The organism is Pantoea sp. SYBGC1, from assembly GCF_057197005.1.
The window spans coordinates 61,844-74,434 of sequence record NZ_JBXUNM010000001.1 but is presented as its reverse complement, the minus strand read 5'-3'; the positions used below and the strand labels follow the sequence as shown (position 1 = coordinate 74,434).

Below are 12,591 nucleotides of genomic sequence, written 5' to 3'. Positions count from 1 at the left end.
TGGCTACTGCAGGAAAGGATTGGTCAGCCGTTCACGTCCCAGCGTGGATACCGGCCCGTGCCCGGGTACAAATGCAATGTCGTCGCCCAGCGGCAGCAATTTGGTTTTGATGGCACTGATCAGATCGCTGTGGCTGCCCTGCGGGAAGTCGGTGCGTCCGACGTCGCCGCTGAAGATCACGTCTCCTGAGATAAGCAGCTTTCCGGCGCGGTCAAAAAAGACAATGTGCCCCGGGGTATGACCCGGACAGTGCAGCACCTCCAGCGCCACGTTGCCCAGCTCCACCACATCACCCTCTTCCAGCCAGCGATCCGGCGTCAGCGGTGCACACTCCGGCAGGCCAAACATCCGGCTCTGCGTGGGCAGATTATCGAGCCAGACCTTATCCAGCTGATGCGGGCCGGTTACCGGTATCTGAAAATGGGCCGCCAGCTCAGCCGCCGCGCCGGCATGGTCGAGGTGGCCGTGCGTCAGCAAAATCTGCGACGGCTTCAGGCCGCGCTCCGCCAGCGCCGCTTTGATGGTCTCCGCATCGCCGCCGGGATCGACCAGGGCGGCAATCCCCGTCTCTTCATCCCAGATAGCTGAGCAGTTTTGCGAAAAGGCGGTAACCGGAATAATGTGATAATTCATAACGCTCCATGACCGGCACACGCAGCGCTGCCGGCGTCAGGACCAGTGCCTTGCAGGCCCGGTATCTATGTGTACGAAGTTGCTGCGTGGATAATATCCTACACCACCCGCGCGCATAGATAACGCCGCTTTACGCACATTGCTCAGGGCAATGCCCTCAATATGGAAATCCATCGCCTGGCCTTTGGTATGGTAGCTATGCTTCGCCACGCCAGGGCCCGATTCGCGCAGCATATTGTTGGTCGACAGCGTGCGATAGCCTGAGATGAGCTGTACCGGTTTGCGGGTATCCAGCAGCGCCTGCAGGCGGTAGAGCTGATCGAACAGGTGGGGATCGATACTTTTCACTTTATTCGCGCGATAGTCGCGGAAAAAGTGGTTAAGACGCGCCAGCTCGTCGCGGTCGTAGCTTTTACCGTTGAAAAACTCGGTTTTGAGGGTTTCACCGGTATGCATGTTGCTGAGCGTCAGAATACGCGGACGAGAGGTCGACACAGAGGCCAGCGCTGAGCCGGGGAGCAGGGAGAGGCCTGCTGCTGCGCCGCCAAGCAGCAGTAAGCGGCGGCGCTGAGAATCGATATTAGCCATGAAACGAGGTTACCTGAATAAAACACATTGAATGTGTAAAAAGTACACAAGGCCGCACAGTAACGGCAGCATGGATATCAGTCAACCCGGAATCTGTCTCAGAATGTGCAAAACCCGACCAGAAGCAAATTTCTGGCCGGGTTTCAGGGGCGTTTCGTCTGTCAACAACCTGGCGAAAATCAGCACGCTACAGCAGGAGCTGCCCTGCCCGCGCCAGCACCTGGCTGCCGGAACGCGCCGTATTATCATAATTGTAAATATCTGTACGATATTGCGCCTGCCCGTCATCGCTGACCCAGGCGGTCAGATAGTACAGGTTGACCGGAATACGATGCCGAATCGGCACATAGCGCGTGTCACCCTGCTTCAGCGTGCTGGAAATACGGCTATCATTCCAGCCAGCGTCCTGCAGCAGCAGGTTAGCCAGATCGGAGGCTTTATTTACGCGTACGCAGCCGGAGCTGAGCGCACGAATATCGCGCTGAAACAGGCCGTGGTTTGGCGTATCGTGCAGATAGATGGCGTCTGAACTGGGCATATTAAACTTATAGCGTCCCAGTGAATTGGTAGCGCCCGGTGCCTGACGGATGCGATAGGGGAAGCTGGCAGCAGAAACCATCTGCCAGTTGATCATCGTCGGGTCGATCACTTCAGCGTCAGCGCTCCAGCCCGACAGCAGCGTATATCCGTGCCGGTAGAGATAACCGGGATCCTGCTTCACCTTTGGCACAATATCCTGACGCACCAGCGTGGTCGGCACGTTCCACGGCGGATTGAGCACCACGTTGTTGAGCGCGCTGCGCATCAGCGGCGTTTTGCGATCGGGCCGTCCGACAATAACCCGCGATGAGAGCACCGTGCTGCCGTTGTTATAGTAGGTCAGCGAATAGTTGGGAATATTCACCATTATTCCGTTATGCATATCATCCGGCAGCAGCCGCAGACGCTGAATGTTCAGCGCCAGCAGCGAGGCGCGCATCTGCGGTGAGACATTGAGCCACTCGCGGGTGCGCGGGCCAATTGCGCCGTCATCTGCCAGTCCCTGCCAGTGCTGAAAGCGCTTCACGCCCTCAACCAGCGCAGTGTCATAGATATTGCTGGCTGCAGAAGGTGACCCTGCCAGGATATTTCCTGCCGGCTGCGGCGTCGGAGCCGGGAGATCGGTGACGCTGGTGGCGGAGGGGCTCACTGCTACCGGCTGGCTTTCAGCGATCGGCACGGCACCTGCCGGCACCGCATCTTCATCCGGTGCTGGCGTAGTAGTGTGGTCAGATGCGGTCAGCATACCGGTGCGTTGAAGGATTTCCCGCAGCGCCGGCACATCATCGCTGACCTGCCCCGGACGCAGCGTCGCTTTGTCACGCAGCTGCGGCCAGGGACGATTATCTGTCAGCAGCGTTTTCAGCGCCGCATGCATCGGCTGATACTGCGGATGCTGCGGCTGCAGAGAGATCACAAACGCGCGGCTGCCGCCAGCGTTGACCGCATTCTGCCACTGATTGATCGCTGACAGCGACGGCATGGTAAGCCGGTAGGGCACGTTACTGTAAAGCCAGGTTTCACCCTGCGCCGGTACGCCCGCCACAAACTGCAGATAACCCAGCATGGCATCGCTCAGCACCACGTCACGCGCAAAGCCTTTAATGTCCGGATCGGTCAGCCGCTCAACCCAGCGGCTGAACTGCGGCTGCACGCCTGAAAGCGCGACCTCAGCCAGCTGCTGCTGAAACGCCTGTACCGCATCGCGGTCCTGCCAGAGTGGCGCCATTCCGCGCGCTGCATAGAGACCCGCCAGGCCCGGCAGGTAAAAAGGGCGATCGCTGGCGCTGAACGCCTGCAGGATCTGCTGCTGGCTAGCCGCCACTGACGTGGTGCCGTGCCCGCCGGCTGTCATGCTGGCGGTTTGTGCAGCCTGCCCTGCGGCCAGCGGCAAGCCTGCCAGCACAACGCTAAACACCAGCGCCATGCGATTAAATCTGAACGTTTTACTCAGCAACATCCCTGCCCCCTTGTTACCTGAGACGCAGCCTGCCCTGTGCGCTGCGTACAACCTGACTTTCATGATGAGTATATAAAGAAAAAACGGCATTCGCCTCTCAGGGCCAATGCCGTTTACAGATTAACGCTGGTTGCGCGGTTTAACCAGACAGGCGCTTAGCTATTTTGCGTTTCCAGCCCCAGCTCGCTTTGCGCCGTTTTTACCGGTGCCGGATCGGCGGAAAAACCGCGCAGGCCCACTACGTGCACATGCTCCGTATTGTTAAATACTTTACGAACCAGTTTATAGGTGGTGCCTTTTTCCGGACTGATATTTTCCGGCGCGGCGATCACCAGCTGCATCTCCAGACGCTCACAGAGTTCAAACAGCGTCGCGATTGAGCGGGCATCCAGACGCGCCGCTTCATCGAGGAACAGCAGACGGCACGGCGAGATATCTTTGCCGCGCAGACGACGCGACTCCTCTTCCCAGCTCTGCACAACCATCACCAGAATTGACATCCCGGTACCGATCGCCTCGCCGGTTGAGAGCGCCCCGCTTTCCGCGCGCAGCCAGCCGTCGGAACCGCGGTTTACTTCAACTTCCATCTCCAGATAGTTGCGGTAATCCAGCAGCTCCTCACCGATGGTCTGCGGCGTACGCTGGCCCATATCAATCTGCGGATTGAGACGCTGATAGAGTTTGGCCAGCGCTTCCGAGAATGTCAGCCGGTTACTGGTAAAGAGATCCTGATGCTGCTCGTGCTCTTCGGAGAGCGTATCCAGCAGCGTAGCGTGCGTCTCACGCACGTTGACGTTAAGCCGCACGCTCTTCACCTGACCAAAACTCACCGTCTGCAGCCCCTGGTTCAGCTGCCGGATGCGGTTCTGTTCGCGCTGAATTGTCTTGCGAATAATATTGGCCGCACTGCGTGAGCTGATTGCCAGCGTCTGCTCACGCGCCGTCAGCTCTTCGGTCAGACGGTTCAGCTCAATCTCCATCTGCTCAATCGCCTCGACCGGATCGTCAGTACGGATAATATCCTGACGGATACGTTCGCGCAGATGCTGATAAACGGCGATAAAGAACTGAATTTTACGCTCCGGACGTCTGGGATCTTCCGACATGCGCAGAACGTCACGCAGATGTTCATTATCCGCGACCGCAAGACGCAGCGCGCCAAGGGCTTTATCGGACATTGAGCGCAGCTCGTCACCGCTCATATAGGCCAGCTCGCGCCGGTGCAGACGTCGCTCCACGCCGTTGTCTTTAACCAGACGCAGTACCGAGCACCAGCCCGCTTTGGCACTGACCACCTGCTCACGCAGGACGCGATAATCGCGCTCCAGCTTACGCAGCTTTTTCTGCAGGCTGTCCATTTCTGCTTCACAGAACGTCAGTTGTTTCTCCAGCTGGTTACGCCGCGCCCGGTTATGGCTGAGCGCGGTATAGAGTTCATCGCGCCGGATACGCGCCCGCTCTTCCGCGCTGGCATCGGCGTGAACGCCGATATCCTGCATCTCCTGCTGCAGCTCTTTCAGCATGTCGCGTTTGGCATCGTGCGAACTGCGCAGCGAGGCCAGCACCTGCGAGTACTGCGTCAGCTGCGCCTGATGTTCACGCAGGCGTTCGCGGGCGCGGCTGCGCTCGCCTTCAGCCTGTTCCAGGCGCTGCCGCAGCTTATCAGAGAGATCGCTGTTGCCGGTCAGCATCCCGGCTGAATCGGCATAGCTGAAGTGGGCGCGGCGCTGCACCACTTCCGTCAGCGCAAACGCCTGCTGGCGCGCGCTGAGCTGCTGCGCCTGCGCCTGCTGGTAGTCACGCTGCAGCTGATCGTGCTGCTGCGGATCGTTCTGCAGCACCGCCACCAGCGACTCCAGCTTGCTGAGTTTGCTGCCGTGCTGGTGCAGGAAGCGCGCCGCCTCCTGCGCCTCTTCCACCCGCTCACGGATCTCTTCGCAGCGATCCGGCAGGGTGTCATCCAGCAGCAGGTTGACGCGCGGCAGCAGGCGGTTAAGCTGGGCGACGCCGTCGCGCGCCTGTTCAAACTGCGCACGCTGCTGCTGGTTATTACTCTCATGCTGCGCCAGTCCGCGCTCCAGCTCACTGCGCCGGCCGTTAAGCTGACGGATTTGCGCTTCCGGATCCTCATCAAACGCCACCGCCAGATGGCTGCCGATAAAGCGGCTGAAAGACTGATGCAGACGCTGCGTTTTCTGTACGTCAAATGAGAGCGTCGCGTAGCGTTCTGCCAGCCTGTCGCGTTCAATGCCCAGCAGCTCAAGCTGGTTTTCACGTGCGGCGCGGCCAAACAGCGGCACCTTAGGAAAACGCGAATAGCGCCACTGACGCTCGGCGACTTTGACCACGACAGCTTTATCCAGCTCATCTACGCTGAAGACGCTGTCATCAAAGGATTGCGGATCGCCCTCGATCAGATAGAGATCTTCCGGGCACTCTTCCAGCCCTTCGAGCTGTTCGCGTATCAGCGACAGATCCGGCACCACGATGGCGTGGCGGGAAGGCCCGTAGAGCGCGGAAAAATAGGGGGCATCGTCCAGCGTAACATCGTCATAAATTTCGGAGAGCAGCACGCCGCCAAAGCGTTCTGCCAGCTGCGTGAGGCGTGCATCTTCCGCGCCGCCTGGCTGGCTGAGGCGTTCAATCTGCTGCTCAACGTCGCGTTTACGCGCTGCAATTTCATCGCGCTCTACGGTGGTTTCACGCTCGCGCTCCAGCAGCTGCTGCATAAAGGCGGTCACCTGCTGACTGCTGCTCAGCTGCTCACCGGTCTGTTCGCTAAGCTGCGTCAGGATCTCCTGAGCGGCCAGCCAGTGCGGTGCGCGTGCCGTCAGCGTTGCGATACGTTCGCGCAGCTGCTCCAGCTCCTGACGCATCTGCATGCGCTGTTCACCGGCATCGGCAACGGTGGCGCTGAGCTGCTCAATCTGCGCTTCCAGCTCGCGCTGCAGCCCTTCCAGCGCGTCTGCTTCATAATGCTCGCCCTGACGTTTGCAGAACTCTGCCAGCAGGCGTTCAGCCTCATGCTGCTCGCGCAGGCGACCTTCTGATTCGTTAAGACGCAGCCGCAGTGACGCCAGCTGATCGGCATAGTGACGCTGATTTGCGGCGTCGCGCAGCAGCTGGCGGCCCACCTGCCAGGCGTCCTGACGGCTGACCTCACCGGCAATGCTGGTCACCAGCGCCAGCGCCTGCTCAAACTGGCTGTGTGCGGCTTCCGCCATACTCAGTTTCTGCTCCAGCCGCAGCAGCTGGCCGGTCGCCTCTTCGTCGCGTGCCTGGAACGTCTCCAGCCAGTCAGCGGCGTTATCAATCGTCAGGTCCGGCAGCTGGCAGCGCGTACGGGCTTTCTCCAGCGCCTGCAGCGCCTGCTGATACTGAATAGAGCGCGTCTGCTGCACATCCAGCGCCTGCTGGAAATCGGCCAGCTGACTTTTCAGCTCATCCACTTCAATTTCAGCGGCTTCGGCGCGCGCCTCATTCTCTTCCTGGATCTCACGCGCTTCAGCTACGACCTCATTCTGCTCTTCCAGCCGGTAGCTCAGCTCTTCGAGATCGGCGTCATAACGCGCGATTTTCTCCTGCTGGCGCATTGCGGTCTGCACCAGATTAAGATGATCGCTGGCCGCCTGATAATCGATTTCCAGATCGCTTTCAGCGGCGCTGTGCTCAGCCAGCTCACGCGCCATTTCCACGTGACGATACTGCTCCGACACCAGCTGGTTGCGGCTGCTGAACAGCTCATTGCGCAGCTGCAGCGCCCCATCCAGATGTACGCGCCGTTCGTTTGCATGACGCATATAGTCAGCTGAGACGTAGCTGGTCGCCTCAGAGATCAGATGTTTGAACAGATCGCGATCGGACTGCGTCACGCGAATCGCTTCCAGCGTCATGCGGTTCTCACGCAGTGCTGCTTCCATATCCTGAAACGCTTTACGCACGCCGCCGTTTTCCGGCAGCAGATAGTCGCGCAGCGAACGGGTGATGGCGCTGGAGATACCGCCGTAGAGCGACGCCTCAATCAGCCGGTAGAATTTACTGCGATCGCTGGCTGAACGCAGGCGACGCGGCACCACGCCGAGTTCAAACAGCATGGCGTGATAATCAGTAATGGAGCTGTACTGGCGGAACTGCACGCCCTCCTGCGCTTCAACGCGATCTTTAACCTCTGTCAGCGGCAGCACACGCGCCTGACGGCTGTTAAGGATCTCGGTCAGCATGTCCGTGGGCAGCGCATCCACGGGCAGGCCATGAATACTGAAGGGTTTGATATCCACTTTTTTATCGCGCCCGGCCACCTGCTGCAGACGCACCCCGACCACAACGCGCTGATGGCGTGAGTTGACGACATCCAGCACTGAATAGCAGACGCCAGCGCGCAGTTTACCGTGCAGACCTTTGTCGCGGGAGCCTGACGTGGCGCCTGCTTCCGTGGTGTTACGGAAGTGCAGCAGGGTTAAATCGGGGATCATCGCCGTAACAAACGCGGCCATGGTGGTGGATTTACCGGCACCGTTACCGCCTGAAAGCGTGGTCACCAGTTCATCGAGATCAAAGGTGCGGGCAAAAAAGCCATTCCAGTTGATCAGTGTCAGCGAACGAAACTTACCGCGTTCAATCATACCTGCTTCTCCTCCGCGTTATCAGTCGCATCACCGCTCTCTGAATGTTCACTCTCCTGCTCCGCCTCATCGGCTGTTGCAGAAACGGCAGCCTCTTCGGGTGTCATCGCTTCACCCACGCGGATCAGGCGCAGCTGCGCCTCACGCGCATCGTCACCGCTGCGTACGTCAGCACCAAAGCGAAAGACTGATTCCATAATGCGAAATTTGCTGCTGTCGTTACCCATAAACCACACCATTCCCAGGCGGCGCAGACGGCTCAGTGAGGCGCGCATCTTCTCCTGCAGGCGGGTACGATCGAGATCGGAACCGGTTGAGCGCTGATTGACCAGCTTAAGCAGCTTGTGTTCATCCGCCAGCGACAGCAGCTCATCATAGAGCTCCTGCTGGGTAAAAATACCCTCGTTTGCCAGACGCTCCGGGCTCAGATAGAGGTAACAGAGAATTTTGCCTACCATCATATCCAGCTCAGAGAGCACCGAGCGTGGGATCAGCGTGGTTGAGCGCGGCCGCAGGTAGAAGAAGCCTTCTGGCGCGCGGATCAGCTCCACGTTATAGCGAGCATAAAACTCTTCAAGATAGGTTTGGTAGTCCATCAGAAAAGCGTGATTATCCAGCTCTTCGATACCGATATGCCGGCCTGCGCGCAGCTGACTGTCGAGCGCCGGAAAAAGGGGATTGGCCAGCGCCAGTGCCAGTTTAACCGGCATCACTTGTTCAATATTTGTCGATGACATGCGCCTGCACCTTGGCTCCGTAATCATTAATGGTCTGCCATTCTGCTGGCAAACCGGCTAAATCTGCTTCAGCAACGCCCAGCCGCACCGCCTGATCGATCACGATACGCGCCAGATCGAAATGGCGCGCGCGCGGATATTGCGCAAGATATTCGCGCATGACGGTGGCAAGATGCAGCGGTTTTTGCTCGCGACGATATACAGCCAGCGCCTCTTCAATCATGGCGGCCAGCTGCTCGCGGATCTCGTTAAACTCTTCATACTCCATTTCCGGCGGAAGCTCGCCCATGACCTCATCGTTACGCAGCGTCATCTCTTCATCGCGCATATCGAGCAGGCGGTCAGCGCTGGCGTAAGTCAGCATCCACGGCTGATCAAAATAGTTCTGTACCGACTGACGCAGTCGCTGTGCAAAGACCCGATTTTTATCCATATCAATCGCGGTACGGATAAACTTATGTACGTGACGGTCATAGCCGATCCACAGGTCAATCGCCTGCTGACCCCAGCTGATAATGCGATCGAGTTTGTTCTGCAGGTCATAAACCAGTTTGTCGACAAAACCGAGATCGGGACTGCTCAGCGTGGCATCCTGGATGCGCAGCAGGTTAGCCTGCAGCTTATCGCCCGCCGCTTCCAGCGTATCCTGCAGTTCACGCAGCGTGCCGGAGGTCTCAGAGAGCAGCAGTTCACAGCTGGAGATCGCGGCGCGCCAGTCTTTATTGAGCAGCGCGGCGATATCATTTTTTACCGTCTGCTGCTGCTCATCCATCAGGCGCTGCGTCATATCGATGCTGTCAAAAATCTCGGCAACCGAATATTTCAGCGGAGCAAATACGTTGCGGTGCCAGTGAAACTCATCGCCATCTTCTTCAGCGGCGTCAGCGGCACGCTTCAGCTCCTGACCCACAATTGAGAGCTGCATTGAGAGACGCAGCGTAGAGAATTCGCGCTGGCGGATATAGTAGTCGGTGATGCCAATTCCCAGCGGCGTCAGGCGATAGATAGCGTGCCCTTCAGACACCTCGCTGGTAAACCGGTTAAGCAGTCGCTGCCGTACCAGGTCGTTAATCGCATTGTTCGCACGCACCTGGACGGTTTCATGCGTCTGTTCAAACGCTTTGCTGACGTGACGAAAGGCGTCAGTCAGCTCACCTTCACTCATTTCACCGTCCATGCGCTCACCGTTAAGGGTGGCGATGGCCAGCAAAAAGGCCAGACGTTCTACCGGCAGCGCAAGCGAGAAATCGTTTTTGCGTGCCCAGGCCACCAGTTCTGGCACCGTCTGGGAAAAATCGCTCATAGTTGATCCTTTTACCTGGGTTTGCGCGCCGTCACATGGATATAACGCCCTAAGCTCAAAAAGGGCTCCTGACGACAGTAGCGCCGCTCCATTTCAATAATCTCTTCCACGCTCTTACCTGCACCGGGCTGCGGTTTCATGTAATCACTGAACACGCGAACACCGGTGCGCTGCTCAATCACAAAACCGCACTGCGTGAGCCATTGATAGACGTCCTGCGGCTCGCGCGGAAAATCGGGCGACAGGGTACGCTTTTTGCGTTTGGTCATATTGGCACGCAGGTAGCCGAAATTACCCAGCGTAAGCGTGCGAAACGTCAGCCCGTGCGCGTTGTAAAACATCAGCGACAGCACACCGCCTGGTTTCAGCGTCTGCCACAGCGCCTGCAGCACGGCCAGCGGATCGGCCACCCACTCCAGCACCGCGTGAAACAATACCAGATCGACTGGCGTATCCAAATGCTCGCCTACCTGCTGAGCGCTGACTTGCCGGAACCGCATATTGTGGCTGACGCCGGTTTCCCGTGCGTGGTCCGCCGCCAGTTTCAGCATTTCAGCGGAGAGATCGCAGAGCGTGACCTGATGCCCGCGGGCAGCGAGTCCGCTGGAGATTTGACCCACGCCGCCGCCAGCATCCAGCACAGCGAGCGGTCCGGCAGGCAGTGACGGCAGCAGCGCCTCCAGCTCATCCCACAGAATGGCCTGACGCACCAGCCCTTTGCGGGTGCCGTAAATGTTTTGCGAGAATTTATCCGCCAGATCGTCGAAATTACGATCCTGCATGGTGTGCGCTCCGGTTTGCGGCAGTTAACTTGTGCTATTTTGTCACAGGCTCACCAGGAATGAACCTTTCACGCTGCAGTAACTGTCTGGCTGCTGTTTTTTCAGACAAAAGGAGTAAAAAAGGATGTTATTTGCCTTAAAAAAAGTCATTGGCGGTTTGCTTCTGCCTTTGCCGCTGCTGTTACTGCTGATGGCAGCCGGACTTTTGCTGCTCTGGCTGACGCGCTGGCAAAAAAGCGCCAAAGTTTTACTCTCCGTCAGCTGGCTGCTGCTGCTGTTGCTGAGTCTGCAGCCGGTGGCCGATCGCCTGCTGCTGCCGCTGGAAAACCGCTACCCGACGTGGAACGGTACGACGCCGGTGGCCTGGATTGTGGTGCTGGGCGGCGGTTATACCTGGAACCCGGACTGGGCGCCCGGCTCTAACCTGATTGGTAACAGCCTGCCGCGCGTGACGGAGGGCGTAAGGCAGTGGCGACGCAACCCGCAGGCCAAAATGATCTTTACCGGTGCGGCGGCAGGCCAGAATCCGCGCAGCAACGCCGCGGTTGCCGCCGACGTCGCGATGAGCCTTGGCGTACCGCATAGCGCCATCATTACGCTTGATTCGCCGAAAGATACCGCTGAAGAGGCGCAGGCGGTAAAACAGATGACGGGCAGCAGCGCATTTCTGCTGGTCACCTCCGCCAATCATCTGCCGCGTGCGATGGCTTTTTTTCACCACGCCGGACTGGCACCGATCCCCGCGCCCGCCAATCAGATGGCGATCGTCTCGCCGCTTAACGGCTGGGAGCGTGCGCTGCCCTCGCCACTCTGGCTGAGCCACAGTGAACGGGCTATTTATGAGACGCTGGGACAGATCTGGCAGCATTTGCGCGGTCAGTCGGGCAGCCGTGACGACGCTGCGCCCTGATGCCAGAAAGCGAAAGTGTCAGACAGAGCCAGCGGCGTTGCGCCTGCTGGCCTGACAGAGAGAGTTAACGCTGCATCGCCGCGCGTACGCGCGCCAGATCTTCTGGTGTATCCACGCCCACGCTCGGGATAGTTGTGGCAACGGCCACATGAATTTTTTCGCCATACCAGAGCACGCGTAGCTGCTCCAGTAGCTCAATCTGCTCCAGCGCACAGGGCTGCCAGGCGACGTAGCGGCGAATAAAGCCGGCGCGGTAGGCATAAATACCGATATGCCTCAGCAGCGTATCTCCCGCCTGCTCACGCGACTGCGCATAGCGCTCGCGATCCCAGGGAATGGTGGCCCGTGAGAAATAGAGCGCGTAGCCCTGCCGGTCGGTTACCACTTTAACCGCATTCGGATTAAACGCCTCATCGGCATCAGTGATTGGCACCGCCAGCGTGGCCATGCCAGCTTCTGCCGCGGCGAGATTCTCCGCCACCTGACGCACAATGCCGGCCGGGATCATCGGCTCATCGCCCTGCACATTGACAATGATAGTGTCATCGTCAAAGTTGCAGGCTTCAATGACTTCAGCCAGCCGCTCGGTGCCGGACTGATGATCGGCGCGCGTCATACAGACTTCACCGCCGGCCGCAGTCACTGCCGCAGCGACTTCGGGGTGATCGGTTGCAACGATTACGCGATCGGCTCCCGACTCCCGCGCACGCTCCATGACGTGCACGACCATGGGCTTACCGTGGATATCGACCAGCGGTTTACCCGGCAGACGCGTCGAAGCGTAGCGCGCCGGAATGATAGCAACAAAACTCATGGATGGATCTCTTCAGCCGTCAGCGTTCGCGCCTCGGTTTCCAGCAGCACCGGAATGCCATCCCGGACCGGGAATGCCAGTCCGTCAGGCTTGCAGATAAGCTCCTGCTGCGCCTTGTTGAAGTAGAGTTTTCCGTTACAAACCGGACAGGCCACAATCTCAAGTAAACGGTGATCCATACTTTTCTCCTTTCAGGATCGGGG

At 58.7% G+C, this 12,591-nt stretch carries 10 protein-coding genes; 1 reads left to right on the top strand and 9 read right to left on the bottom strand.

The features are described 5' to 3' along the window. Positions 1-3: 3 nt before the first annotated feature. The 7 genes from AC2CF9_RS00320 to cmoM all read right to left on the bottom strand — a co-directional run bounded on the left by AC2CF9_RS00320 (position 4) and on the right by cmoM (position 10,664). Positions 4-633, bottom strand: coding sequence for an MBL fold metallo-hydrolase (locus tag AC2CF9_RS00320; RefSeq protein WP_484555999.1), 630 nt, complete (start codon positions 631-633; stop codon positions 4-6). Between the two features lie 36 nt (positions 634-669). Continuing rightward, positions 670-1,221, bottom strand: a complete 552-nt coding sequence (gene mepK / locus AC2CF9_RS00315; RefSeq protein ID WP_039383591.1) for a peptidoglycan L,D-endopeptidase MepK — start codon at positions 1,219-1,221, stop codon at positions 670-672. A gap of 187 nt (positions 1,222-1,408) precedes the next feature. Beyond that, positions 1,409-3,220: a L,D-transpeptidase gene (gene ldtD / locus AC2CF9_RS00310; RefSeq protein ID WP_150017257.1), complete on the bottom strand. Its 1,812-nt coding sequence runs from the start codon at positions 3,218-3,220 to the stop codon at positions 1,409-1,411. A gap of 155 nt (positions 3,221-3,375) precedes the next feature. Continuing rightward, positions 3,376-7,842 carry a chromosome partition protein MukB gene (mukB, locus tag AC2CF9_RS00305; protein WP_484555998.1) on the bottom strand — a complete coding sequence of 1,489 codons (4,467 nt, stop codon included), beginning with the start codon at positions 7,840-7,842 and terminating at the stop codon, positions 3,376-3,378. Continuing rightward, entirely contained in the window at positions 7,839-8,579 is a 741-nt protein-coding gene (gene mukE / locus AC2CF9_RS00300; protein ID WP_150017255.1) for a chromosome partition protein MukE, read from the bottom strand. The genes mukB and mukE overlap by 4 nt, the downstream gene beginning before the upstream one ends. After that, on the bottom strand, positions 8,560-9,882 hold the full coding sequence (mukF, locus tag AC2CF9_RS00295) for a chromosome partition protein MukF (protein ID WP_039383581.1): 1,323 nt from the start codon (positions 9,880-9,882) through the stop codon (positions 8,560-8,562). The genes mukE and mukF overlap by 20 nt, the downstream gene beginning before the upstream one ends. A gap of 11 nt (positions 9,883-9,893) precedes the next feature. Continuing rightward, the gene (cmoM, locus tag AC2CF9_RS00290) at positions 9,894-10,664 is read right to left on the bottom strand and encodes a tRNA uridine 5-oxyacetic acid(34) methyltransferase CmoM (RefSeq protein WP_150017254.1); all 771 of its coding nucleotides are present in this window, start codon (positions 10,662-10,664) and stop codon (positions 9,894-9,896) included. A 124-nt stretch (positions 10,665-10,788) separates the two neighbouring features. Between cmoM and elyC the strand changes: the two genes are divergently transcribed. Continuing rightward, the gene (gene elyC / locus AC2CF9_RS00285) at positions 10,789-11,574 is read left to right on the top strand and encodes an envelope biogenesis factor ElyC (RefSeq protein WP_484555997.1); all 786 of its coding nucleotides are present in this window, start codon (positions 10,789-10,791) and stop codon (positions 11,572-11,574) included. A 64-nt stretch (positions 11,575-11,638) separates the two neighbouring features. On the opposite strand, the gene kdsB is transcribed toward elyC, so the two are convergent. Both kdsB and AC2CF9_RS00275 read right to left on the bottom strand, forming a co-directional pair. Beyond that, the gene (kdsB, locus tag AC2CF9_RS00280; RefSeq protein WP_484555996.1) at positions 11,639-12,388 is read right to left on the bottom strand and encodes a 3-deoxy-manno-octulosonate cytidylyltransferase; all 750 of its coding nucleotides are present in this window, start codon (positions 12,386-12,388) and stop codon (positions 11,639-11,641) included. Then, entirely contained in the window at positions 12,385-12,567 is a 183-nt protein-coding gene (locus AC2CF9_RS00275) for a Trm112 family protein (RefSeq protein WP_039383570.1), read from the bottom strand. The genes kdsB and AC2CF9_RS00275 overlap by 4 nt, the downstream gene beginning before the upstream one ends. Positions 12,568-12,591 lie beyond the last annotated feature (24 nt).

What these genes read in the sequence shown, in the direction of transcription:
- elyC (WP_484555997.1), top strand. Translation starts at nt 10,789, where the DNA reads ATGTTATTTGCCTTAAAAAAAGTCATTGGCGGTTTGCTTCTGCCTTTG.
- mukB (WP_484555998.1), bottom strand. Translation starts at nt 7,842, where the DNA reads ATGATTGAACGCGGTAAGTTTCGTTCGCTGACACTGATCAACTGGAAT.
- mukE (WP_150017255.1), bottom strand. Translation starts at nt 8,579, where the DNA reads ATGTCATCGACAAATATTGAACAAGTGATGCCGGTTAAACTGGCACTG.
- kdsB (WP_484555996.1), bottom strand. Translation starts at nt 12,388, where the DNA reads ATGAGTTTTGTTGCTATCATTCCGGCGCGCTACGCTTCGACGCGTCTG.
- AC2CF9_RS00320 (WP_484555999.1), bottom strand. Translation starts at nt 633, where the DNA reads ATGAATTATCACATTATTCCGGTTACCGCCTTTTCGCAAAACTGCTCA.
- AC2CF9_RS00275 (WP_039383570.1), bottom strand. Translation starts at nt 12,567, where the DNA reads ATGGATCACCGTTTACTTGAGATTGTGGCCTGTCCGGTTTGTAACGGA.
- mukF (WP_039383581.1), bottom strand. Translation starts at nt 9,882, where the DNA reads ATGAGCGATTTTTCCCAGACGGTGCCAGAACTGGTGGCCTGGGCACGC.
- cmoM (WP_150017254.1), bottom strand. Translation starts at nt 10,664, where the DNA reads ATGCAGGATCGTAATTTCGACGATCTGGCGGATAAATTCTCGCAAAAC.
- mepK (WP_039383591.1), bottom strand. Translation starts at nt 1,221, where the DNA reads ATGGCTAATATCGATTCTCAGCGCCGCCGCTTACTGCTGCTTGGCGGC.
- ldtD (WP_150017257.1), bottom strand. Translation starts at nt 3,220, where the DNA reads ATGTTGCTGAGTAAAACGTTCAGATTTAATCGCATGGCGCTGGTGTTT.